The sequence below is a fragment of the Paraburkholderia sp. J8-2 genome (assembly GCF_905220195.1).
GTDB lineage: Bacteria > Pseudomonadota > Gammaproteobacteria > Burkholderiales > Burkholderiaceae > Paraburkholderia.
Map to the genome: position 1 here is coordinate 79,964 of NZ_CAJMZA010000005.1, position 24,138 is coordinate 104,101.

General features: G+C 64.8%; 21 protein-coding genes and 1 tRNA gene. 10 read left to right on the top strand and 12 right to left on the bottom strand.

Annotated elements, in window-relative coordinates; translation table 11 throughout:
- Positions 1–159: 159 nt before the first annotated feature.
- From trhA to U5A52_RS13700, 3 genes are all read right to left on the bottom strand, one after another.
- Positions 160–780 (bottom strand): PAQR family membrane homeostasis protein TrhA, encoded by a 621-nt coding sequence (gene trhA / locus U5A52_RS13690; RefSeq protein ID WP_321913716.1) that lies wholly within the window; start codon positions 778–780, stop codon positions 160–162.
- Between the two features lie 316 nt (positions 781–1,096).
- The gene (locus U5A52_RS13695) at positions 1,097–2,392 is read right to left on the bottom strand and encodes a cytochrome c (protein ID WP_321913717.1); all 1,296 of its coding nucleotides are present in this window, start codon (positions 2,390–2,392) and stop codon (positions 1,097–1,099) included.
- Positions 2,393–2,414: 22 nt separating this feature from the next.
- Positions 2,415–3,182, bottom strand: a complete 768-nt coding sequence (locus U5A52_RS13700) for a c-type cytochrome (protein WP_321913718.1) — start codon at positions 3,180–3,182, stop codon at positions 2,415–2,417.
- Between the two features lie 664 nt (positions 3,183–3,846).
- On the opposite strand from U5A52_RS13700, the gene U5A52_RS13705 reads away from it, so the two are divergent.
- Positions 3,847–4,773, top strand: a complete 927-nt coding sequence (locus U5A52_RS13705) for a copper resistance D family protein (RefSeq protein ID WP_321935035.1) — start codon at positions 3,847–3,849, stop codon at positions 4,771–4,773.
- Between the two features lie 28 nt (positions 4,774–4,801).
- On the opposite strand, the gene U5A52_RS13710 is transcribed toward U5A52_RS13705, so the two are convergent.
- Together U5A52_RS13710 and dgoD are read right to left on the bottom strand one after the other, a co-directional pair.
- Complete coding sequence (locus U5A52_RS13710) at positions 4,802–5,101, bottom strand: hypothetical protein (RefSeq protein WP_321913720.1); 300 nt, start codon at positions 5,099–5,101, stop codon at positions 4,802–4,804.
- 283 nt (positions 5,102–5,384) lie between these two features.
- Positions 5,385–6,533 carry a galactonate dehydratase gene (gene dgoD, locus U5A52_RS13715; RefSeq protein WP_321935036.1) on the bottom strand — a complete coding sequence of 383 codons (1,149 nt, stop codon included), beginning with the start codon at positions 6,531–6,533 and terminating at the stop codon, positions 5,385–5,387.
- A 100-nt stretch (positions 6,534–6,633) separates the two neighbouring features.
- On the opposite strand from dgoD, the gene U5A52_RS13720 reads away from it, so the two are divergent.
- Positions 6,634–7,347, top strand: coding sequence for a FadR/GntR family transcriptional regulator (locus tag U5A52_RS13720; RefSeq protein WP_321935170.1), 714 nt, complete (start codon positions 6,634–6,636; stop codon positions 7,345–7,347).
- 162 nt (positions 7,348–7,509) lie between these two features.
- On the top strand, positions 7,510–8,526 hold the full coding sequence (locus U5A52_RS13725) for a sensor domain-containing diguanylate cyclase (RefSeq protein WP_321913721.1): 1,017 nt from the start codon (positions 7,510–7,512) through the stop codon (positions 8,524–8,526).
- A gap of 55 nt (positions 8,527–8,581) precedes the next feature.
- On the opposite strand, the gene U5A52_RS13730 is transcribed toward U5A52_RS13725, so the two are convergent.
- The 3 genes from U5A52_RS13730 to U5A52_RS13740 form a co-directional block, all read right to left on the bottom strand.
- Positions 8,582–9,673, bottom strand: a complete 1,092-nt coding sequence (locus U5A52_RS13730) for a M14 family metallopeptidase (RefSeq protein ID WP_321935037.1) — start codon at positions 9,671–9,673, stop codon at positions 8,582–8,584.
- 6 nt (positions 9,674–9,679) lie between these two features.
- Positions 9,680–10,870, bottom strand: a complete 1,191-nt coding sequence (locus U5A52_RS13735) for a M20 aminoacylase family protein (protein WP_321935038.1) — start codon at positions 10,868–10,870, stop codon at positions 9,680–9,682.
- Positions 10,871–10,947: 77 nt separating this feature from the next.
- Positions 10,948–12,273, bottom strand: coding sequence for an MFS transporter (locus U5A52_RS13740; protein ID WP_321935040.1), 1,326 nt, complete (start codon positions 12,271–12,273; stop codon positions 10,948–10,950).
- A 134-nt stretch (positions 12,274–12,407) separates the two neighbouring features.
- Between U5A52_RS13740 and U5A52_RS13745 the strand changes: the two genes are divergently transcribed.
- A complete protein-coding gene (locus U5A52_RS13745; protein WP_321935041.1) occupies positions 12,408–13,280 on the top strand; it encodes a LysR family transcriptional regulator in 873 nt (290 codons plus the stop codon).
- A gap of 78 nt (positions 13,281–13,358) precedes the next feature.
- Here the strand turns inward: U5A52_RS13745 and U5A52_RS13750 are convergent.
- The 4 genes from U5A52_RS13750 to U5A52_RS13765 all read right to left on the bottom strand — a co-directional run bounded on the left by U5A52_RS13750 (position 13,359) and on the right by U5A52_RS13765 (position 17,945).
- Positions 13,359–13,435: transfer RNA gene (locus tag U5A52_RS13750), tRNA-Met, on the bottom strand.
- 111 nt (positions 13,436–13,546) lie between these two features.
- Positions 13,547–15,205 carry an MFS transporter gene (locus U5A52_RS13755; RefSeq protein ID WP_321913726.1) on the bottom strand — a complete coding sequence of 553 codons (1,659 nt, stop codon included), beginning with the start codon at positions 15,203–15,205 and terminating at the stop codon, positions 13,547–13,549.
- 322 nt (positions 15,206–15,527) lie between these two features.
- Entirely contained in the window at positions 15,528–17,168 is a 1,641-nt protein-coding gene (locus tag U5A52_RS13760) for a sensor histidine kinase (protein ID WP_321913727.1), read from the bottom strand.
- 12 nt (positions 17,169–17,180) lie between these two features.
- Complete coding sequence (locus U5A52_RS13765; protein ID WP_321913728.1) at positions 17,181–17,945, bottom strand: response regulator transcription factor; 765 nt, start codon at positions 17,943–17,945, stop codon at positions 17,181–17,183.
- Between the two features lie 236 nt (positions 17,946–18,181).
- Here U5A52_RS13765 and recA point away from each other — a divergent pair, with 236 nt between their 5' ends.
- From recA to U5A52_RS13795, 6 genes are all read left to right on the top strand, one after another.
- Positions 18,182–19,258 carry a recombinase RecA gene (gene recA / locus U5A52_RS13770; RefSeq protein ID WP_321913729.1) on the top strand — a complete coding sequence of 359 codons (1,077 nt, stop codon included), beginning with the start codon at positions 18,182–18,184 and terminating at the stop codon, positions 19,256–19,258.
- A gap of 152 nt (positions 19,259–19,410) precedes the next feature.
- Entirely contained in the window at positions 19,411–20,193 is a 783-nt protein-coding gene (gene recX, locus U5A52_RS13775) for a recombination regulator RecX (RefSeq protein WP_321935042.1), read from the top strand.
- Between the two features lie 119 nt (positions 20,194–20,312).
- Positions 20,313–21,008: a DUF2889 domain-containing protein gene (locus tag U5A52_RS13780; protein WP_321913731.1), complete on the top strand. Its 696-nt coding sequence runs from the start codon at positions 20,313–20,315 to the stop codon at positions 21,006–21,008.
- Between the two features lie 50 nt (positions 21,009–21,058).
- Positions 21,059–22,225, top strand: coding sequence for an ADP-forming succinate--CoA ligase subunit beta (gene sucC / locus U5A52_RS13785; RefSeq protein WP_321913732.1), 1,167 nt, complete (start codon positions 21,059–21,061; stop codon positions 22,223–22,225).
- 98 nt (positions 22,226–22,323) lie between these two features.
- Positions 22,324–23,205, top strand: a complete 882-nt coding sequence (sucD, locus tag U5A52_RS13790) for a succinate--CoA ligase subunit alpha (protein WP_069262862.1) — start codon at positions 22,324–22,326, stop codon at positions 23,203–23,205.
- Between the two features lie 184 nt (positions 23,206–23,389).
- The gene (locus U5A52_RS13795; RefSeq protein WP_321913733.1) at positions 23,390–24,112 is read left to right on the top strand and encodes a TerC family protein; all 723 of its coding nucleotides are present in this window, start codon (positions 23,390–23,392) and stop codon (positions 24,110–24,112) included.
- The last annotated feature ends 26 nt before the right edge of the window (positions 24,113–24,138 follow it).

Consider the following 24,138-nt stretch of genomic DNA (forward strand, 5'->3'; position numbering starts at 1 on the left):
TTGCCGCTTCTTCGCGTTGTTCGGACGGCGCGCCAGTGCGCGCGCCGCGTTTTTTCTTCATGGAACGGACGGGTCTAAGAAGACACGTCGTCTGGCGTTAAGTTGCATCGTGCGGCCGCGGACACTGCGGCGGCCGTGCGATGCCTTCGCATTGACGCGTCACGCGACGTAGCGCGCGACGCTCACGAATTGACAGACGCTCCCGGCGAGCACGAACAGATGCCAGATTCCATGTCCGTGCCGGATGCGCTCGTCATTGACGAAAAAATAAATGCCGACGCTGTATATGACGCCGCCGGCCAGCAACCACGCCGTGCCCGCGGCCGGCAAAGCCTCGACGAGCGGCCGAACCGCCACCACCGCGAGCCAGCCCATCACCACATAGAGCACCATCGAAAGCACTCTCGTGCGCCGCCCGAGCGTGAGTTCCTGCACGATGCCAAGCGCCGCGAGCCCCCAGCTCACGCCGAAGAGCGACCAGCCCCAAGGCCCGCGCAGCGTCACAAGCGTGAACGGAGTATAGCTTCCCGCGATGAGCAGATAGATCGCCGCGTGGTCGCACTTTTGCAGCACCGCCTTCAGACGAATGCCGCGCACGCCGTGATACAGCGTCGAGATCGTGTACAGCGCGCACAACATCGCCCCGTATACCGCAAAGCTCACGACTTTATACGCGTCGTGATCCAGCGCCGCGAGCGTCACGAGCGAGACGAGCCCCGCTACCGACAACATCGCGCCCACGAGGTGAGTAATGCTGTTCAGACGCTCACCGGCGTGCATGACGACCACTCCTTGTTCTTCTTGAGCGCAACGCGCACCGTTGGAACAGGGTTCCACCCCGTACGGCGCCGTGCTCGAGCGCAGCGTTCAAAACCCGGCCTGACGGGCCACGGAACCGTTTTCACCACACGGCCCGGCGCCAAATAGCGAAGGGCGCAGCCCGCGCTTTCGCGGACTGCGCCCTTATCAGGCAACCGCCACTATAACAGTAACCACTTGCGTGGGACCGCCGTAAGGGCTGAAGCCCTTACGGCGGTGGGCTGCTCTGCATGGGACCAGAGTAAGCGCTGAAGCGCTAACTCTGATCGACAGTGCGTCAGTCGAGCGGAGACGACCGCAGGTCGGCAACCTGCTGCGGGGAGACCGGCGTGCCCTTGTTGCCCCAGGACATGCGGATGAAGGTCACCACGGCTGCCACCTCCTGGTTCGAGAGCGACTGCGCGAACGGCGGCATGCCGTACGGGCGCGGGTTGCCCCCCGTGCTCGGCGGATAGCCGCCGTTGAGCACCATGCGGATCGGATTCACGGCCGAATGCATCTGGATCGACTGATTGTTCGCCAGCGGCGGGAAGTTCGGCGGCATGCCGAGACCATTCTCCGCGTGGCACTTTGCACACTGGTCATGGTAGATCTTCTGACCTTGCTGCAAGAGTTCGCCACCGAACGCTTCCGAAGTCTCCATCTGCATCGTTTCGGGCGCTTCCTTCTTCTGCGGGATGGTCTTCAGATACGAGGCCATCGCATGGATATCGTCGTCCGAGAGGTATTGCAGGCTGTTGTGGATCACGTCCGCCATCGGGCCGAACACGGCGCCGCGCTGGGAAACGCCGGTCTTCAGCAGGCTCGCGATGTCCTTGATGTCCCAGTCGCCAAGACCGCCTTCACTGCCCGTGAGCGACGGCGCGTACCAGTTCTGCAGCGGGATCAGGCCGCCCGCGAAGGCCGCCGAATTGACCGGGCCGCCCACCGCGTTGATGGACGTGTGGCACATGCCGCAGTGGCCGAGGCCTTCCACGAGATACGCGCCACGGTTCCATTCGACCGACTTGGTCGGGTCGGGCTTGTATTCGCCTTCGCGGAAGAACAGCGTGCGCCAGCCGATCAGCAGGTTGCGGTTGTTGAACGGGAACTTGAGCTCGTGCGGACGGCTAGGCACGTTGACCGGCGGGACCGAGCGCAGATAGGCGAAGATCGCGTCGGCGTCGGCGCGCGTGACTTTGGTGTAGCTCGCGAACGGGAACGCCGGGTAGAGCAGGCTGCCGTCTTTCGAGCGGCCCGTGTGCATGGCGCGATAGAAGTCGTCGGCGCTCCACTTGCCGATGCCGTACTGGTCGTCGGGCGTGATGTTGGGCGTGTAGAGCGTGCCGAAGGGCGTAGCCATCGGCAGGCCGCCCGCGAACATCTGGCCGCCGCGCACGGTGTGGCAGGCGATACAGTCGCCGGCGCGCGCGAGATACTCGCCCTTCTTGATGAGATCGGCCTGATCGACGGGCGTCGCGGCAAGCGCTGCGCCATTTTGCAGATAGTGGGTGCCCGACCAGAGCACGGGCACGAGGGCCGCCGCAGCGGCCACGACGACGGCGGAAAGTGCGAACAGGGACTTGCGGTTCATATTGGCTGTCTCCCCCGGCGCCTTATTGCGGTTCGCTGCCGCAGGCAAGCGGCGTCTTGAGTGAGCCAGCCGGCGCCGGCACGGGGTTCTGCGGCGCGCTCTGCGTCGAGAGCCAGGCCGCGACCGCGTTCACGTCCTCGTCGGTGAGGCGTGTGGCGATCGTATGCATGCAGTCGGGCGCCTTCGCATGCCGCGAGCCCGAGCGCCAGGCGCCGATCTGCGCGCTGATGTAGTCCATATGCAGACCGACCAGACCCGGAATGGCCGGCTCCATGCCGGTGAGCTTTGCGCCGTGGCAGGCCGCGCAGGCGGGCACCTGCTTGGCCGGGTCGCCGTGCAGCACGATTTGCTGGCCGCGCGCGAGCGTGTCGCTGCCGACCGAAGGCTTCGCGGGCGCCGGGTAGGGCGGCCGCTGCTGCGAGAAGAACGTCGCGATCTCGTGCAGGTAGTCGTCGGAGAGATAGGTGACCAGATAATTCATCGGAGGGTACTTGCGGCGACCCTCGCGAAAGTTCATTAGCTGGTTGAACAGGTACTCGGCCGGTTTGCCGGCAAGACGCGGGAAGTAGTCGTTGTCGGTGCCCTGCCCGTGCGAGCCGTGGCACGCGGTGCAGCCTTGCACGCGCGAGGCAATCGTGTCGGGGGCGCTGGGCTGCGGGGCCGAGGCCGCCGTCTGGGCATAGGCAGCGCTGAGAACGCTGGTCGACCCGAGCAAAAGTGCTGCTGCCAGAGGCGCGACGAGCGGAATGAGCGGTCGGAAGATACGTCTTGGGGACACGCGTAACTCCATCTTTATCGTGGACCTGACCAGGCTTCGAACGGCCCGGCTTCCAGGCTGCGCGCGATGAAAGCAGAAGACCGGGCGCGCTGCGGCGACGCAGCAGATTCTAGCATCGGGAACTTATAGTGACCATTTGCCGCATGCGCCACAAGAGCCCTCCGACACCTTCGTGGCGACATCGCGACGTGCTTGCGGCCGATCGTCGCGGCGGCGCCGGTTATGATTCTGCACCTGTTCGCCGATCGGTGACACGGGGTTGTCCCGCACCCGCGCCACACTCGCCGAGCCGCTCGCTGCTGGGCTCGTGTACGAGTTCATGCCGGGCGCATGCGGCAGCCGCATTCCGTCGCGAGCGCGGACTCGATGCTCGCGCATGGAATCCGCGTTGAACCTGCTTCGAATCCGTACTAAAGCCGCAGCGAACCCGCACGCAACCGGCATTGAACCGATTGGTGCGGCGGCTATCGAACGAGGCACGCTTGCGGGCGTGCGTAGCGTTGCGATGTGCTGCGTCGGTGTCCTGCCGTTGCTGTTTTCATGTTGTTTCCTTGCCACTTGTCTCGATGACTCCAATTGCACTTTCCCTATCGTTGCATCAAGCGTTGCATCAAGCCGACCGATCCACTCCGCGCGAAGTCCGCGCGACCCGCAACACGCGGGAGGGCGAGGTCCGATGAAAGCTGACTGGCTCTGGATCGGGCAGGTCGCCATGGCGGCCATTGTCAACATTGCTTACGCCTTCGCGCTCGGCTCGGCGTTCTACAGCGCGTGGCTCGACAAGGACGGCCGCACGGCCGTCGCGCCCGCGCGCCTTGCATGGCTGCGTGCGCAACGCTCGCTGCGCGCCTCGGCGGTCGTGCTCGTCGCGGCGCTCATCATGTGGATGCTTTACGAAAGCGCGTCGGTCAGCGGCGAGCCGTTGCCGAGCGCGTTCGGCGTGGTCGGCACGGTGCTTTCGCAAACGCATGTCGGCCACGCGTGGTCCGTGGCTTTCGCGGGCGCGCTCGTGCTGCTCGGCTGCGCGTTCGCGGCCTCGAGCGTGGCGCGTGACGGCGTGCTGTGGCTCGCGCTCGTCGCCATCGCCGCGGGGCGCGCGGGGCTTGGGCATGCCGCCGATGCGGGCTTCGCCTCGGCGGCGCTTGGCCTTCATACGTTGCATGTGCTGAGCGCCAGCGCGTGGAGCGGCATCGTCATGGCGGGCGGCCTGGCTGTCCTGCCGGCACTCGGCGCGTCGACGGCGCGCGGCGTGCTGATCCGCACGGCGGGCCAGGTCTCGAACGTGGCGTTCTTCGCGGTGGGCTTCGTGATCGCGACTGGCGTATTCAACACCCTGCGCGGCAGCGGCGGCTCGCTCGACGCCATCATGAACAGCGAGTGGGGCCGAGTGCTGCTGCTCAAGACTGCGCTCGTCGTGCTCGCGCTCGCGATGGGCGGCTTCAACCGGCTCGTCGCGATGCCGGAGCTGCGGCGCGCAGCGTCGACAGCGGCGGCGCGACGCTTCGTCAACGTGATCCATCTCGAAGCGATCGTGATGATCGGCGTACTGGTGACTGCCGCCGCACTTGCGCACACCGTGCCGGGCTACGTGTTGCAGGGCTGAAACGTCGCGCATTGGGCTGCGCCGGAACTTACTCGTAGCCGAGCCGGTGACTAAGGATCGGTGCGAAGAAGAGGGCGATGGCGCAGCCTATGGCGTTGCCTTCGAGGTCCGCGAGCGCGGCCGCAGACGTTGGGTTCGCGATCAGCGCGAACAGTTGCGGCGCGCACCACAGCGCTGCTGCGCCGATCGCGGCGTACTCCACCCAGCCTATGCGCCAGCCGCGCATGAAGGCAATGGCGCCAGCGAGCACGCGCATGAAGCCGAAGGCGACGAGTGCGCCGACGGCGGCCTGTTCGCGAATGAGATAGTCGGGTAGTGACGCGTCCATGGAAACCTTTGCAATACCAAGATTGGGTTGCAAAGGAATCTGCAAGGAGCAGGCCAGCGAGTGGCGTTCGCTGGCGGCGTAAGCACGCGATGATGGCCGCGCCTTGAGCGGCGCGGCTTTCCATGAACTGGCTGTGTGCGCAAACGACATAAGCCGCTCGCGCGATTCACTAGCCTGCGCGCCCAAGCGCGCAAAGCCGCGCGAAATGTTACGCCGCCGAAACGTGCGGCGTTGAGCGCTTCACGCTGCGTTGCGTGCCGCGCATTTGACGTTCATCCTCGCATCACCATTCGGCGACGCTGCCATCCTCGTGACGCCACACCGGATTGCGCCAGCGGTGACCGGTCTTCGCCATCTCGCGCACCTTCTCCTCGTTCACGTCGATGCCAAGACCCGGGCCTTGCGGAATCGAAACGAAGCCGTCTTCGTACTTGAAGACTTCGGGATTCCTGATGTAGTCGAGCAGGTCGTTGCCCTTGTTGTAGTGAATGCCGAGGCTTTGCTCCTGGATGAACGCGTTGTAGCTCACCGCGTCGATCTGCAGACAGGTGGCGAGCGCGATCGGGCCGAGCGGGCAGTGCAGCGCGAGCGCGACGTCATAGGCTTCGGCCATCGCGGCGATCTTGCGGCATTCGGTAATGCCGCCCGCGTGCGAAGCGTCGGGCTGGATGATGTCGACGTAACCGCCCGCGAGAATGTGCTTGAAATCCCAGCGCGAATAGAGACGCTCGCCCAGCGCGATCGGCGTGCTGGTCTGGTTGACGATGTCGCGCAGCGCCTCGACGTTTTCGGAGAGCACCGGCTCTTCGATGAACATGAGCTTGAACGGATCGAGTTCCTTGGCGAGCACCTTGGCCATGGGCTTGTGCACGCGGCCATGGAAGTCCACGCCAATACCGACGTTCGGGCCCACGGCCTCGCGCACGGCCGCGACGTTGTTGATGACGCCTTGCACCTTGTCGAACGTGTCGATGATCTGCAGCTCTTCAGAGCCGTTCATCTTCACGGCCTTGAAGCCGCGCTCGACCACGGCGCGCGCGTTGTTGGCGACGTCGCTCGGACGGTCGCCGCCAATCCACGAATACACCTTGATCTTGTCGCGCACCTGGCCGCCGAGCAGCGCGTGAACGGGCACGCCATGATGCTTGCCCTTGATGTCCCAGAGCGCCTGATCGACGCCCGCAATCGCGCTCATCGAGATCGGACCGCCGCGATAGAAGCCCGCGCGATACATCACCTGCCAGTGGTCCTCGATCAACAGCGGGTCTTTGCCGATCAGATAGTCGGCGAGTTCATCGACGGCGGCGGCCACCGTGCGCGCGCGGCCTTCGACGATCGGCTCACCCCAGCCGACGATCCCCTCGTCCGTTTCGATCTTCAGAAAGAGCCAGCGCGGCGGGACGACGAAGGTTTCGAGCTTGGTGATTTTCATGCGGTGTCTCCAGATAGGGCGCACGGCACGGACGGATGCCCGGCGCGTCTCGGAGCACATCCTACTGCAAAATTCGCCTTAAAGTGCTATTAATAGTATTATTTCGCGTCGATTCCCAATATCCAGGAGAACAGCCATTCAGCGCGATCTGCACGGCACGGTGGCCTTCGAACTCGGCAGCGCGATCCTGCGCGGCGACCACGCGCCCGGCGCGGTCCTGCCGCGCGAGGCTGAGCTCATGGCGCGCTTCGACGTGAGCCGCACGGTGCTGCGCGAGGCGTTGCGCACGCTCACGTCCAAAGGGCTCGTGGAGTCGCGGCCGAAAGTGGGCACGCGCGTGCGCGAGCGCGCCGCATGGAACCTGCTCGATGCCGACGTGCTCGACTGGTACGCGCGCGTGGCGCCGCCGCTCGCGTTCGCGCTCAAGCTCCAGGAAATGCGCGAAATGATCGAGCCATTCGCGGCCGGGCTGGCCGCGAGCGCGCACGATGCCGATGCGCTGGCGTCGATCGCCGCCGCGCACGCGGCCATGGCCGAGGCGCGCAATGTGGACGAATGGGTGCGCGCGGACCTGCGCTTTCACCTTGCGGTGCTGGGGGCGTGCCGCAACGAATTGCTGGTGCCGCTCGGCACGCTGATCGAGCGCACGCTCGAAGGCCAGTTGCGCGTGAATGCGAAGCGCGCCGACGTGTTCAACGCGGCGCTGCCCGACCACACGCTCGTATACGACGCGATCGCGCAGCGCGACGCGCTTGCGGCGAGCCGCGCGATGGCGGCGCTGTTGCGCGTGACGCGCGAGCGTATCGAAGGCTGAGTGGATGCGCCCGCAACGAATTGCAGCAAGGCGCCGCGAATCGAAGATGTGAAACGTTTGCGCTGGCGCAATTAACAACGTTTGCTATGCTTTAGCACGATCCAACGGCGCTTCGGCTTTCAGCGCCGTCAGCAAGTCAAAGGCACGGCTAACGGTCAAGCGATGAAGAACAACGAAGCGAAAGACACGCAACTGGACAACGCAACCCTGCTGGAAATCATCAAGGCGCAGTCGGACATCGCGAAGCTCGGGCTCGATCTCGGCGGCGTGATGGCCTACGTGGCCGAGCGCACCGAGCAGCTCACAGGTGCGCACGGTGCCGTCGTCGAACTCGCCGAAGGCGAGGACATGGTGTACCGCGCGGCTTCGGGCAGCGTCGCGAACCTGCTCGGTTTGCGCCTTGCACGCGAGACGAGCCTGTCGGGCATGTGCGTGCGCGAGGGCGAGATCCTGCGCTGCGACGACGCCGAAACCGACCCGCGCGTGGACCGCGAAGCCTGCCGCCGCGCCGGCCTGCGCTCGATGATCGTCACGCCGCTCAAGCACCTCGAGACGACCGTTGGCGTTTTGAAAGTCACGCATGCAGAAGTGAATGCTTTCAACGACGAGGACATCCGCACGCTCTCGCTGATGTCCGAGCTCATCGCCGCGGCCATGTTCCATGCCGCGCGGCACGAGACGAGCGAGCTTTATTTGCGTGCAACGCACGACGCGCTCACAGGGCTGCCTAATCGCGCGCTCTTTTACGATCGCTTGCGCCAGTCGGTGGATCTCGCCGTGCGTTCGTCGGGCGGACTCGGCGTGCTCAATCTCGACATGGATGGCCTCAAGCCGATCAACGACTGCTACGGCCATCGCGCCGGCGACGCGGCGATCCGGGAGACCGCGACGCGCATCGCTCGCCACAGCCGCCGCGTGGACACGGCCGCGCGCGTGGGCGGCGACGAATTCGCAGTGATCTTGCCCGGCATCGCGGGGCGCGGGGATGCGGAGGCATACAGCCGCCGGCTTGTGGACACGGTGGGCGAGCCATTCGAGTTCGAAGGGAACCGCATCGATCTCGGTGTGAGCGTAGGCGTGGCCATCCTGCCCGAAGACGGCACCGAGATGACGGCGCTGATCGAATACGCCGATCGTTCGATGTACGAAACGAAGCGCGAGCGCAAGCGCGTGCGATGAGCGCCGCAGTGGCGCTCGAAACTCGCTAAGACGATATAGCGGCCGTTAGCGGCAGCTAACGCCCGCCGACAGGCATCCGCGAAAGGCCGAGCACCCCTTGCAGGATGGCCGCGCGCGACTGGCCGAGAATCTGCCCTTGCCAGAGCGGGTCATCGAAGCAGAACGCCGCGCGGATCTGCTCGCGAATGCCTGCGGCTTCCGGCGCGTCCGGATGGCGGCGCACCCACACATCGGCGCGCAACATATGCAGCATCGGCACTAGCGGCACGGTGCCGAACTCGATCGCGATCGCCGTTGTCTGCGCGCGCGGGCAGGTCGTGCGCAGCGTGTCGAGAATCGGGCCTCCCACGTTCGACGCGATCGTCGAGCCGTCGAGCGGGCTTGCCACGTCGGCGCCCCACCAGGCACGCGCACGCGCCAGCTCGGCTGCATCGATGCGGCCCACGCAGATCTTCTCGCCATGTCCGGCCGGACCGAGGCCGGTATGAAAGTCGATCCAGCCGATCTGCTCGCACTGGCTCGCGTGTTGCGCGAGCAGCGTCTGCAGCAGGCGGGTGCTCCATACGTGCCGCTCGCCGCCATAGAAAAGGCCGTCGGCATGATGGTACTGGCCGGTTGTCAGCGCGCGTTGATAGGCCGGTTCGCCGTGGCTCGCAATGTAGCTCGCGATTGCCTCGGCGTTGCTGTCCGAAGGCGGCCATTGCGCAGGCACCAGCAGCGTGTGCAGCGCCTCATAATCCTCGTTGTACGGCACCGCACGCGTGAAATCGATGCTGTTGCGATTGAGGTCGACGTTGTCCTCGTTCGTGCGCGAGAGCCACGAGAAGCCATACGGGTTGATCGCATGCACGACGAGCACCGCCACGCCGAGCGCGGTGAGGCGCGCCTGCAGCGCGGCATCGCCGAGCAAGGCCGTTTGCGCCGCGCTCCCGCAAAACCCTTCGACGCCATGCGTGCCGGACGTCAGCACGAGCAGGCGCTTCGCGTTCGCGGGGCCGAGCCGGACGACGTCGGTTGCGAGCGCCTCGCCTTCGCGTCCCTCCATTTCAGGGATGACGTGGCTCGCGAGCGCCAGGCCGCGTGAGGCGGCGGCGCCCATGAACCGGGCGCGCGCCTCGCTGTAGGTGGTGGAGAACAGGGAAGGCATGAGCGCTTATTTCGTGAGGAAGGCCTCGACGAGGCGCACCCAGTACGTCGATCCCAGCGTGAGCACGTCGTCGTTGAAATCGTAGCTCGTGTTGTGCAGCATGCACGGGCCGAGGCCGTGGCCATGCGCGCGATGGTCGCCGGTGCCATTGCCGATATACGCGTAGCAGCCCGGGCGCTCGAGCAGGAAGAACGAAAAGTCCTCCGCGCCCATGGTCGGGTCGATATTGCGCACCACATGGTTCGCCCCGACGACTTCCTTCATGACGTCGAGCGCGAAGTGCGTCTCGGCCTCGGTGTTGACCGTCGGCGGATAGTTGCGGTGGAACGAAAACTCCACCGTGCAACCGTAAGCGGCCGCCGTCGCCTCCGAGAACTCGCGCATGCGCTTCTCGATCAGATCGAGCACCTCGAGCGAGAACGTGCGCACCGTGCCGGCCAGCGTCGCCGTGTCGGGAATCACGTTGACGGCCTCGCCGGCCTGCATCTGCGTGATCGAGAGCACGGCGGCGTCGATCGGGCGCTTGTTGCGCGTCATGATGCTTTGCAGGCCCGTGCCGATCTGCATGGCGGTCAGCACAGGGTCGATGCCGTCTTGCGGAATGGCGGCGTGCGCGCCCGTTCCCTTCACGACGATGCGAAACTCGTTGCTCGACGCCTGGGTCGCCCCCACGCGCGCGCCGAAGCTGCCCGCGGCGAGGCCCGGCCAGTTGTGCAGGGCGAACACCGCGTCGACGGGAAACTTCTCGAAGAGGCCGTCTTCGAGCATGGCCTTCGCGCCGCCGCCGCCTTCCTCGGCAGGCTGGAAAATGAACACCACGGTGCCGTCGAAATTGCGATGCTGCGACAGATGCTGTGCCGCGCCGAGCAGCATCGCGGTGTGGCCGTCGTGCCCGCACGCGTGCATCTTGCCCGCGTGCTTCGATGCGTGCGCGAACGTGTTGAGCTCCTGGATCGGCAGCGCATCCATGTCGGCGCGCAGGCCAATGGTTTTCGCGCCGGTGCCGTTGCGCAGCACGCCGACGACGCCGGTCTTGCCGAGACCGCGCGTGACCTCGATGCCCCACGATTCGAGCCGTTCGGCGACGAGCGCGGACGTGCGATCTTCTTCGTAGCGCAATTCGGGGTGGGCGTGGATGTCGCGGCGAATGGCTTGCAGTTCGGCTTCGGCTGCGGCGATTTCGGCGATGATGGTCATGAGACTCCCTTCGTTTCGGTAATGACGCGCAGCGGTCGTACGCGGGACGGCTGCGCGATGGATGATGAATGCGCGGCCTATAGCAAAGGCTGGCGCGAGCGGTCTTTCAGCAAGAGCAGGGTGATGAGGCCGACGGCTGCGCCGAAGAGGCCGTAGTAGACGACCGAGAGCTTGTCGCCGGTCCAGCCGATCAGCAGCGTGGCGATCGCGCCGGCGAAGCCGCCGAAGATCATCACCGCAAAGTTGTAGCCAATGGCGAGCGACGTGGCGCGCACGCGCGCCGGAAACAGTTCGCAGACGAAGGCGCAGTACGCGCCCTGAAAGAGGCCGAGCGAGAGCATCAGGCAGCACTGCACGAAGATCAGCACAGGCAGCGTGGGCACGGCGCTCACGAGCCGGAAGAGCGGATACGCGACGATCAGGCTGATCACCGCCGAGGCCACCATCGGCTTCTTGCGGCCAACGGCGTCCGAGATGCGGCCCGAAGCGAGCGTGCCGACGATATACGCAACCGCGGCGCACAGCGAAGCGATCACCGAGCTTTGGAACGACACGCCGAGTGAGCGCGTGGCATAGCTCGGCATGTAGTAGTAGAAGAGGTACGTGCCGATCGTGCCGTATATCGTCAGGCCGAAGCCCGCGAGCACCTGACGCCAGTGCGAAACCAGCGATTCGAGAAAAGGCGAGCGATTCGGGCGCGTCGCGTGGCGCGCGTCGCTGAAGACAGGCGACTCATCGAGGCGCGAGCGCACGTAAAGGCCCACGGGCACGATAAGCAGGCCGATAGCGAACGGAATGCGCCAGCCAAACGCGCTGATCTGCTCGGATGTGAGCGTCTGCGTGATGATCACACTGACCGTCGCGCCGAGCAGCATGGCGCAGGCTTGGGCGATCATCTGGAAGCTGCCGTACACCCCTCGACGTTCCACAGGCGCGTGCTCGACCAGAAACGCCGTCGCGCTGCCCACTTCGCCGCCCGCCGAAAAGCCCTGCAGAAAGCGCCCGACGAGCATGAGAATCGGCGCCGCGAGGCCGATCTGCGCGTAGGTGGGCGCGAGCGTGATGACGGCCACGCCGAGCGCCATCACGAAGATCGTGATGAGCAGGGCGGCCTTGCGGCCGTGCCGGTCCGCATAGTTGCCGAGCACGATGCCGCCGAGCGGGCGCGTGAGGAAGCCGACGCCGAACGTGGTCCACGTTGCGAGCAGCGCGGCCGTGGGATTCTCGCTCGGGAAGAACTGCTTCGCGATGACCGCGGCGAAGAAGGTGAACACAGTGAAGTCGAACCACTCGAGCGCATTGCCGATGGTTGCGACCGCAATCACACGCAGGTCGATACGGCGCGCCGCGCTTTGGGTGTGTGCCGGCGTGGCTGCACCGGCCGTTTCAATTGAGAACCCCATCCGGACGTCTCCTCCAGTTGTTGGTCTGACTGGCTTTCGTGTGGAATCATTCTGGTTGCGCAGACAATCAAAAAAAAGTGATATTTTCTGAAATGCGACTTCAGAAATTTTGATGAATTGGGGGACATGAACCCGTGAGTACGTTGCGAATGCTGCGCACGTTCGACGCCATCGCCCGATACGGCTCGTTTGCGCTCGCCGCCGAGCACCTGTCGCTGACCCAGTCGGCGATCAGCATGCAGATGCGCTCGCTCGAGGAAACCTTCGGCCAGCAGCTGTTCGACCGGGCAGGGCGCACGGTCGTGCTCAACGCCATGGGCAAGGCGCTGCTGCCGCATGCCCAGGCGATGCTCGCGCAGTACGAGGCGATGCGCATGCTGGCGGCGGGAGTCGAAGCGCAGACGGGGCCGGTCACGATCGGCGCGGTGGAGTCGGCCGTGAGCGCGCTCGCTCAGGCCGTGGCGAAGCTCAAGACCGCGCGGCCGAGCCTGGAGATCCGCATCGTGACGGCGAGGTCGATCGAACTCGCCGCGCAACTCGACGCGGGCGAGATCGATTGCGCCGTGCTCGTCGATACGCCGGGGCGGCGCTTGGCGCGTGTGCGCTGGACGCCGCTGTACACCGAGCCTGTTGTCGCGCTGGTGCCTGCGAGCCTGAAATCGGGTTCGGTAGCGCAACTGCTGAGCAACGAACGGTTCCTGCGCTTCGACAGCACGCAGCGAACAGGCATCCTGATCGACCGTGCCTTGCGCAAGCGGCGTTACAAGGTCAACGTGTTTCTCGAACTCAGTTCACTGGAAGGCGTAGCGGCGCTGGTGAGGCAAGGTGTGGGCGTGACTGTCGTGCCGCTCTTGCGCAACGCCAACTGGACGCACGATGAGGCCCTGCGCGTGCTGTCCTTGCCGGGCGAGACGGAATTTCGCAGCGTGGGGATGCTCGAGCGCGCGGAGCACGAGAAGCAGCACATCACGGCGTTGATCGCGCAACAGCTCGTGGCGGCGGTTTGATGGGGGGATTGGTGGGGGATTGGGCGGAGAAAAGAAAAAAGCCGCTGTCCTTGTGGGACAGCGGCTTTCTTTTGCAACTGGTGGCGAATCAGGGATTCGAACCCCGGACCTGCGGATTATGATTCCGTCGCTCTAACCGGCTGAGCTAATTCGCCGAAGAAAAGAATTATCGCTACTCGGCCCGAAGCTGTCAACCCCCTTCGTCATCTTTTTTGCAGAGAAGGCAGTCGCCGGGCGAGAAGCCCCGCCCGGCGGCGTTCACAGCCTCAATCCTGCGCGTAGATATCCGAGTCCTTGGTTTCCTTCACGAACAGCATGCCGATCACGAAGGTGCCCAGCGCGATGATGATCGGATACCAGAGGCCCGAGTAGATATCGCCGCGCGCCGCCACGATCGCGAAGGCGGTCGCCGGCAGGAAGCCGCCGAACCAGCCATTGCCGATGTGATAGGGCAGCGACATCGAGGTGTAGCGGATGCGTGTCGGGAACATCTCCACCAGCATCGCCGCGATCGGCCCGTACACCATGGTCACGAAGATCACGAGGATCGTCAGCATCACCACGGTCATCGGCCAGTTGAGCTGCGCCGGGTCGGCCTTGAGCGGATAGCCCGCCGCTTTCAGCGTGGCCGCGAGCGTCTTCTCGAACAGCGCACCGGCTTCCTTGGCGCCCGGCGCCCGGCCGTCAAACGTGTCGATGGTCGTGTCGCCCACCTTGATCTGCGCGAGCGTGCCAGCCGGAGCGGCCACGTTCTCGTAGTTCAGGCCAGCCTTCGAGAGCGCGCTCTTGGCGATGTCGCACGAGCTCGTGAACTTCGAGGTGCCAACCGGGTTGAACTGGAACGAGCATTCGGCCGGATTCGCGATCACGACGATCGGCGCGCGCTGCGTCGCGGCTTCGAGCGCCGGGTTCGCGTAGTGCGTGATTGCCTTGAAGATCGGGAAGTAGGTGAGCGCCGCGATCAGGCAGCCAGCCATGATGATGGGCTTGCGGCCGATCTTGTCCGAAAGCGCGCCGAAGAACAGGAAGCACGGCGTGCCGATCAGCAGCGCCAGCGCGATCAGGATGTTGGCGCTGGCGCCGTCCACCTTCAGCGTTTGCGTGAGGAAGAAGAGCGCGTAGAACTGGCCCGTGTACCAGACCACGGCCTGGCCAGCCGTGAGGCCGAAGAGGGCGAGCAGCACGACCTTGAGGTTCTTCCACTGGCCGAACGCTTCCTTGATCGGCGCCTTCGAGACCTTGCCTTCCGCCTTGATGCGCTTGAACGCCGGCGATTCGTCGAGTTGCAGACGGATCCACACCGAAACGGCGAGCAGCAGGATCGAGGCGACGAACGGAATGCGCCAGGCCCATGCGGCGAACTGCTCTTCGCCGACGAACGTGCGCACGCCGAGGATCACGAGCAGCGAGAGGAAGAGGCCAAGCGTGGCGGTCGTCTGGATCCACGCGGTGTAGAAACCGCGACGTCCGGGCGGCGAATGTTCAGCGACATACGTCGCGGCGCCGCCGTACTCGCCGCCGAGCGCGAGACCCTGCAGCAGACGCATGGCGATGAAGATCACCGGCGACGCAATGCCGATTGCGGCGTAGCCGGGCAGGAAACCGACCACGAAGGTCGAGAGACCCATGATGACGATCGTGACGAGGAACGTGTGCTTGCGGCCCACGAGGTCGCCGAGCCGGCCGAACACGATCGCGCCGAACGGGCGCACGGCAAAGCCGGCAGCGAAGCCGAGCAGTGTGAAGATGAAGCCGGCCGTGGGATTGACGCCGGAAAAGAAGCTCTTGCTGATGAAGGCCGCGAGCGAGCCGGCCAGGTAGAAGTCGTACCACTCGAACACGGTGCCGAGCGACGACGCGAAGATCACGCGTTTTTCGTCGCGGGTCATCGGCGCGTGCGAGACTTGTCCGCCAACGGTTGCCATAGATGTCTCCAGTATTGATATGCGTGTGGTCCGTCGGGCAGGCGACGCTAAAGACCCGCGGTCCTGCGGAGCATTATTGGAATGGAAACTTACGGGCTTCTGACGCGCGTGTGGGTTTCTGAGGGAGGTGTCGGAGTGGGGTCTAATCAGTTATGTTCGGCAAACTATTCGATAAGTTCGCGCATTGATGGTCGAATGTCTTTTAACGCGCGAAATTGAGTTTGCGTATTGCGTATCGGATAAGGGTAAGTCCCATCCCGCTTTTCTGACGTGATCCGTCAGTTTCCGGGTGGTTTTGCCGCCCAAGCGGCGGCGATGCCGCTCAAGCTTTCGCGCGCAGCCGCAGCGTCACGCGCACGAGCGTCCCGGCGAGTCGCGGCGTGTCTTGATAGACGTGATCGTCGATGGCGAGCGTGCCGCCGTGCATCGTGGCGATCTCGCGCACGATCGCGAGCCCGAGACCGCTGCCTTCGCCGTCGCGCCCGAGAATGCGGTAGAAGCGCTCGAACACGCGCTCGCGCTCGGCGGCAGGAATGCCCATACCCGTGTCTTCCACTTCGAGATGGACCACGCCCGCCGCGGGTTCCGGCCGCACGCGCACGGTAATACGCCCGCCCGCAGGCGTATAGCGGATCGCGTTGTCGATGAGGTTCGAGAGCATCTCGCGCAGCATCACCGGGTTGCCGTCCACTTCGACGCGCGCCACCGCTCCGTCCTCGTCCTGCTCGCTCCCGTACGCCGTTTCGGGGCCTTCGTAGCCGAGGTCCATCTGTTTGGCGAGCGCCGGCTGCACCCAGTCGCGCACGGCGTGGCGCGCCACGTCCGCCACGTCGACCGGCGTGAAGATCTGCCCGGACATGCGGTTTTCCGCGCGAGCGAGCGCGAGCAGCTGCGTGACGAGCCGCGCGGCGTGCTCGGAGCTTGTCGCGATCTGCTCGAGCGAGCGGTGCACTTCGGCAGGCGCGTCCTGGCGCAGCGCGAGTTCGGCCTGGGTGCGCAGGCCCGCGAGCGGCGTCTTCATCTGATGGGCGGCGTCGGCGATAAAGCGCTTTTGCAGCTCCATGTTCTGTTCGAGCCGCGTGAGCAGGTCGTTGAACGAGGTGACGAGCGGCTCGATTTCAGGCGGCGCGCGGCGCGCTTCGAGCGGCGAAAGATCGTCGGGGCGGCGCATGCGGATGTTCGACTGCAGCGCGTGCAACGGCGCGAGGCCCCGCGAGAGACCGAACCACACGAGCAGGATCGCGAGCGGCAGGATCACGAACTGCGGCAGGATCACGCCCTTGATGATGTCGTTGGCGAGCTGGCGGCGCTTGTCGAGCGTTTCCGCGACCTGCACGAGCACCGGTTGACCCGGCCGGTCGCCGGCGCTCAGGTGCGTCGGCTCCACTGTCGTATAGGCGACGCGGATATCGATGCCACGCAGCGTGTCGTCGCGGAACTCGACGAGACCGGGCGGCGGGCGGTCGTCGTCGTGCGGCAGCGGCATGTCGCGATCGCCGCCAATCAGCTCGCCGCGGCTGCCGAGCACCTGGTAGAACACGCTGTCTACGTTGTCGGCGCGCAGGAAGTCGCGCGTGGAGGCGGGCAGTGTGAGTTCGGCCACGCCGTTGACGGGCTGGATCTGGCGCGCGAGCACATAGGCGTCGGTTTCGAGCGCGCGGTCGAAGGGGCCGTTGGCGATCGACTTCGCCACGAGATACGTGACCGCGATGCTCATCGGCCAGAGCAGCAGCAAGGGCGCGAGCATCCAGTCGAGAATCTCGCCGAAAAGCGAGCGCGGGCGCGCCTCGGCGGCGGCTTCGGCTTCGTCGGGCGGGGCGAACGGGTTGGCGTAGCGGGCGTCGCGCGCGTCGTCGTCGAGGGCGTCGGCCGTGAATGCGGACGCGCCCGATGTGTTTTCGCCGGCTGTGCTCGCGGCGCCCTTGGGCGGCACGGCGCGCGCGATGGGAGGACGCCCGGCCATCTTCGACTCCGCCTATTTGAAATAGTGGCTGGCGGGCATCGCCGGCGTGGCGTCGGGTGTGCCGGTCTCGGCGCGTGTGCCTGGCTGGCTCGCGCCGGCGTGCGTTTCCTTCGCCTCCTTTTCGAGGCAGTAGCCCAGTCCGCGCACCGTCACGATGCGCACGCCGCCGGTTTCCAGCTTCTTGCGCAGCCGGTGCACGTAGACTTCGATGGCGTTGTTGCTGACTTCCTCGCCCCACTCGCACAGGTGATCGACGAGCTGCTCCTTCGAGACGAGCCGCCCGAGCCGCTGCAGCAGCACTTCCAGCACACCGAGTTCGCGCGCCGAAAGATCGAGCACCTGGTCGTTGATGCGCGCAATGCGCCCCACCTGGTCATACGAGAGCGCGCCATGCCGCACCACGGTCGGGCCGCCGCCCGCGCCGCGCCGCGTGAGCGCACGCACGCGCGCTTCGAGTTCGTTGAGCGCGAAGGGCTTGGCCATGTAGTCGTCGGCGCCGAGGTCGAGGCCTTTCACGCGCTCGTCCACGCTGTCGGCGGCGGTGAGGATCAGCACGGGCAGGTTGGAATTGCGCGCGCGCAAACGGCGCAGCACTTCGAGGCCCGGCATTTTCGGCAGGCCCAGATCGAGGATCAAGAGGTCGAACGACTGCATCGACAAGGCAGTATCGGCATCCACGCCGCTACGCACGTGATCAACGGCATAGCCCGATTGGCGGAGTGATCTCACGAGCCCGTCCGCGAGTATGCTGTCGTCTTCGGCAATGAGGATTCGCATGTTGCGCCAACGTCGCTTTCGAGGCCCTTTGACCTCGTAGCACCGGCGCCGCGCCGCGTCTTTGAAGGCGCGGCCAGGCGACGCGCGGCGGTCTCCCGAAATTCGCGGTTCTGGATCGCCGGAAAGGCTTGCCAAAACCACTGTTTTTTTATACAGTGTCTGCGTTCGTGTGCATTAGCCCGAATGAGGCGTGCGCATGGTCACGAGACGCCGTTCATCATAGCAAAGGACGATTCATGGAAGATAGCAAGAAAGGCTCGGCTGGGCTGACTGCTGAAAAGAGCAAGGCGCTGGCCGCCGCGCTCGCGCAGATCGAAAAGCAGTTCGGCAAGGGGTCGATCATGCGACTCGGCGACGGCGAAGCGGTCGAGGACATCCAGGTAGTCTCCACCGGTTCGCTCGGCCTCGACATCGCGCTTGGCGTGGGCGGTTTGCCGCGCGGCCGCGTGGTCGAGATCTACGGTCCGGAATCGTCGGGCAAGACCACGCTCACGCTGCAGGTGATCGCCGAAATGCAGAAGCTCGGCGGCACGGCGGCGTTCATCGACGCGGAACACGCGCTCGACGTGCAATACGCCGCCAAGCTCGGCGTGAACGTGCCTGAACTGCTCATCTCGCAGCCGGACACGGGCGAGCAGGCGCTCGAAATCACCGACGCGCTGGTGCGCTCGGGCTCGATCGACATGATCGTGATCGACTCGGTCGCGGCGCTCGTGCCGAAGGCCGAAATCGAAGGTGAAATGGGCGACTCGCTGCCGGGTCTGCAGGCGCGTCTGATGTCGCAGGCGCTGCGCAAGCTCACCGGCACGATCAAGAAGACGAACTGCATGGTGATCTTCATTAACCAGATCCGCATGAAGATCGGCGTGATGTTCGGCAACCCGGAAACCACCACGGGCGGCAACGCACTCAAGTTCTACTCGTCGGTGCGTCTGGACATTCGCCGCATTGGCTCGATCAAGAAGAACGACGAAGTCATCGGCAGCGAAACGCGCGTGAAGGTTGTGAAGAACAAGGTCTCGCCGCCGTTCCGCGAAGCCGTGTTCGACATTCTGTACGGCGAAGGCATTTCGCGTCAGGGCGAAATCGTCGACCTCGGCGTGCAGGCCAAGATCGTCGACAAGGCGGGTGCGTGGTACAGCTATAACGGCGAGCGCATTGGCCAGGGCAAGGACAACGCACGCGAATTCCTGCGCGAGAACTCGGACATCGCTCGTGAGATCGAAAACCGCATCCGCGAATCGCTGGGCGTGAGCACGATGCCGGCCGGCGTCGACAATTCCGGCGAAGTCGAAGTCGCCGACGAAGAGTAAATTCTTCAGGCTCTCGTAGATAAGGCAAGCTGATGCGCAAGGGCGGGTCACCTACGTCCTCGCCGTCCGGCGATCAGGCTAACTCGCGTGCGGGTTCGCCTGCTGACCGGGGTGCCGAGCGGCGCCCCGCCGTGAAGCCTGCCGACGCACACATGAGCCGTTCAAGCCGCGACGCCCAGGCGGGCGATCGCGGCTTTGCGCATTCTGGCGCGCCATATTCCGCGCCCGCCGATCTCAGCGACGATGGCGGCGCGGTCTTCGAAGTGCCGTTCGAGGCTTTCTTCGGCGGGACCAATGAGTCGGCGGAAAACGCGTCATCAGAGCCGCCGCCGTTCGAAACATCATTCAAGCGCTCGCGCCGTGGGCCTGGCGAAACCGCTCGCGAATCCAGCGCACCGCAAGCCGATCAATACGAGCGCAGCTCGGCCACCCGTGCCGCACGCGCGAGCGAGCGCGAAAAAGCATCCACGGCAAAGCAGCGGCCCGAGCGCTCCCTCAAGGGTCGCGCGCTCGGCTATCTTTCGCGCCGCGAATACAGCCGCGCCGAACTTTCGCGCAAGCTCGTGCCGTACACCGAAGACGCCGACGCACTTGAAGCGCTGCTCGATTCGCTCGAGCGCGAAGGCTGGCTCTCCGACGCGCGCTTTGCCGAAAGCGTCGTGCACCGGCGTGCGGCGCGCGTGGGGGCAGGGCGTATCGTCAGCGAACTCAAGCGCCACGCAGTGGGCGACGCGCTCATCGAAGAGGTGAGCACGCAACTGCGTGAGACCGAACTCGCGCGCGCCCGCACGGTCTGGCAGAAGAAGTACGGGCAGTTGCCCGAAACGCCCGCCGAACGCGCGCGCCAGGCGCGCTTTCTCGCGGCGCGGGGCTTCTCGATGTCGATCATCGGGAAGATCCTCAAGGGAATCGAGGAAGACTGGCCCGACAATTGAGCCGGCCGTCTCGAAAAATCCGTACAGACATGTCCACGCCAGGCCTGTGTGTTCGCGGCTGTCTCAAATACCCGGTATGTTAAAATCGCGAGGTTTTCCAATCCGGTCTTACCTTTAGCATGCCGCTTTCTCCGCCCGTGCCCCGCCAGTTGCGCCACCAGCGCGCCATTCGGGCGGTTGCCTATGAGCGCGAAGACGGCCTGTGGGACATCGACGCGTGCCTGACCGACCACAAGCCACGCGACGTGCCGCTCGCCGCCGGTGTCCGGCCCAATGGTCTGCCGATCCATGAACTCTGGCTGCGCATTACGATCGATCGCAAGCTCAACGTCGTCGACGCAGAAGCGTCGTCTGACTGGGTGCCTTACGACGGTCAGTGCCAGAACGCTCATCCCGCCTATCGGGCCCTTATCGGGCTCAATCTCCTCCAGAACTTCCGCCGCGAAGCGGGCCGGCTCCTCGCCGGCACGGTTGGCTGCACGCACCTCACAGAAATGTTGGGCGTATTGCCGACCGCAGCGATCCAGGCGTTCGTTGGAGAAGTGTGGGACACATCGAATGGCTCGCCGGGTGAAGCGCCCGGACCGGAACACGGCAAGACCGCCGGAGGCATTGAGGCCGACGGTGAAAAGCCGCCCTTCCAGCTTGGCCGCTGCCATGCGCTGCGGTTCGACGGGGAGGCGGTGAAGCAGTTTTATCCGCGCTGGTATGGCCATGTGCCGCGTTCAATAGAGCGCGGCGCTGAAACCCCCAGCGTGCGCGACAGCCGGAGCCCGGGCCAAGAGGGCAGGGCCGACGCCGTCTCGCATGAATAACAACAGCGGAATCGAAGTTCACTCCAACTCTCAGACTGAAGGAATCACGCATGAAGATTCACGAGTACCAGGGTAAGGAAATCCTGCGGAAATTCGGAGTCGCCGTCCCGCGCGGCATCCCGGTGTTTTCGGTGGATGACGCGGTCAAGGCCGCTGAAGAGCTGGGCGGTCCGGTTTGGGTCGTCAAGGCACAGATCCACGCAGGTGGCCGCGGCAAGGGCGGCGGCGTGAAGGTTGCGAAGTCGCTGGAACAGGTCCGCGAATACGCGAACCAGATCCTCGGCATGCAGCTCGTTACGCACCAGACCGGTCCGGAAGGCCAGAAGGTCAAGCGTCTGCTGATCGAAGAAGGCGCTGACATCAAGCAAGAACTGTATGTCAGCCTCGTCGTCGATCGCGTGTCGCAGAAGATCGTGCTGATGGGTTCGAGCGAAGGCGGCATGGACATCGAAGAAGTCGCCGAAAAGCACCCGGAGCTGATCCACAAGGTCATCGTCGAGCCGTCGACGGGTCTGCTGGACGCCCAGGCTGACGACCTCGCCGCGAAGATCGGCGTGCCGGCTGCTTCGATTCCGCAAGCGCGTGAAGTCCTGAAGGGCCTGTACAAGGCATTCTGGGAAACCGACGCGTCGCTGGCCGAAATCAACCCGCTGAACGTCTCGAGCAACGGCACCGTGACCGCACTCGACGCGAAGTTCAACTTCGACTCGAACGCGCTGGCACGTCACCCGGAAATCGTCGCGTACCGCGATCTGGACGAAGAAGATCCGGCTGAAATCGAAGCGTCGAAGTTCGACCTCGCGTACATCTCGCTCGACGGCAACATCGGCTGTCTCGTGAACGGCGCGGGCCTCGCCATGGCCACGATGGACACCATCAAGCTGTTCGGCGGCGAGCCGGCGAACTTCCTGGACGTGGGCGGTGGCGCCACGACCGAGAAGGTCACCGAAGCGTTCAAGCTCATGCTCAAGAACCCGGACCTGAAGGCGATCCTCGTGAACATCTTCGGCGGCATCATGCGCTGCGACGTGATCGCAGAAGGCGTGATCGCTGGTTCGAAGGCCGTGAACCTGAATGTGCCGCTCGTCGTGCGCATGAAGGGCACGAACGAGGACCTCGGCAAGAAGATGCTGGCCGATTCGGGCCTGCCGATCATCTCGGCAGACAGCATGGAAGAGGCTGCGCAGAAGGTTGTCGCAGCTGCCGAAGGCAAGTAATTTTCACCGGACACGAATGGCGTGATGCCGGCGCGAACACCGCAACGCAAGAAGCGGTCTGGCGCGACGCATAACGCCAAACGAACAGAGGTCAATACATGTCGATTCTGATCAACAAAGACACCAAGGTCATCACGCAGGGCATCACCGGCAAGACCGGTCAGTTCCACACCCGCGCTTGCCGTGAGTACGCGAACGGCCGCGAAGCGTTCGTCGCTGGCGTGAACCCGAAGAAGGCCGGCGAAGATTTCGAAGGCATTCCTATCTACGCGAACGTGCGTGAAGCGAAGGATGCTACCGGCGCGACCGTTTCGGTCATTTATGTGCCGCCGGCAGGCGCTGCCGCTGCGATCTGGGAAGCCGTCGAGGCTGACCTCGATCTCGCGATCTGTATCACGGAAGGCATTCCGGTTCGCGACATGATCGAAGTGAAGGACCGTATGCGCCGCGAAGGCCGCAAGACGCTGCTCCTCGGCCCGAACTGCCCCGGCACGATCACGCCGGACGAGCTGAAGATCGGCATCATGCCGGGTCACATCCACCGCAAGGGCCGCATCGGCGTCGTGTCGCGTTCGGGCACGCTGACGTATGAAGCCGTTGCCCAGCTGACCGCGATCGGCCTCGGCCAGTCGTCGGCAGTCGGTATCGGCGGCGACCCGATCAACGGTCTGAAGCACATCGACGTCATGAAGATGTTCAACGACGATCCGGATACGGACGCCGTGATCATGATCGGCGAAATCGGCGGTCCGGACGAAGCCAATGCCGCCGAGTGGATCAAGGACAACATGAAGAAGCCGGTGGTTGGCTTCATCGCGGGCGTCACGGCGCCTCCGGGCAAGCGCATGGGCCACGCCGGCGCGCTGATCTCGGGCGGTGCGGACACGGCCGACGCGAAGCTGGAAATCATGGACGCGTGCGGCATCAAGGTCACGCGCAATCCGTCGGAAATGGGTCGTCTGCTGAAGGCGATGCTGTAAATTCGAAATACACTGGCGCTTGTGCATCATGCATGCGCGGGCGGCCAGCGTTTTTTGATATGCTTGCGGAATCCTTTCACGAGGTTTCCGAACAAAAAGCGAGGGAGCCAGTCATGGCCTCCTCGCTTTTTTATTTGGCTCGATATCTGAGCCCATCCTGAATTCCGGCTGAGTTTTCGTTTCCATGCTCGAGTTTTTCGCGACGCTCCACTGGGGCGCGGTCATCCAGATCATCGTCATCGACATCCTGCTCGGTGGTGACAACGCCGTGGTGATCGCGCTCGCCTGCCGCGACCTGCCTGCGCAGCAGCGCATGCGCGGCATTCTGTGGGGCACCGCCGGCGCGATCGCGCTGCGCGTGGTGCTGATCGCCTTCGCTGTCGTGCTGCTCAACGTGCCGTTCCTCAAGTTCACGGGCGGCCTGCTGCTGCTGTGGATTGGTGTGCGGCTGCTCGCGCCCAGTCATCTCGAGCACGCCAACGTGAAGCCCGCCGACAAGCTGGTGGGCGCGATCAAGACGATCATCGTCGCCGACGCGGTGATGAGCCTCGACAACGTGGTCGCGATTGCGGGCGCCGCCGAATCCGCCGATCCGCAACACCGCATTGCGCTCGTGATCTTCGGGCTGATGGTGAGCATTCCGCTCATCGTGTGGGGCAGCCAGCTTGTGCTCAAGCTGCTCGACCGCTACCCGGTGATCATCACGCTCGGCGCGGCGCTGCTCGGCTGGATCGCGGGCGGACTCATCATCAACGATCCCGCCGGCGACCGCTGGCCGCTGCTCGATACGCCCGCGGCCGAGTACGGCATGTGCGTGGCCGGGGCGGTGTTCGTCGTTGCGCTCGGGACCTGGCTCAGGCGCCGCAACGCGCGGCGGGCCGCGGCGCAAGGGCCGCAATCCCACTGAGCACTGAGCGCGCATGGCTGTGCCAT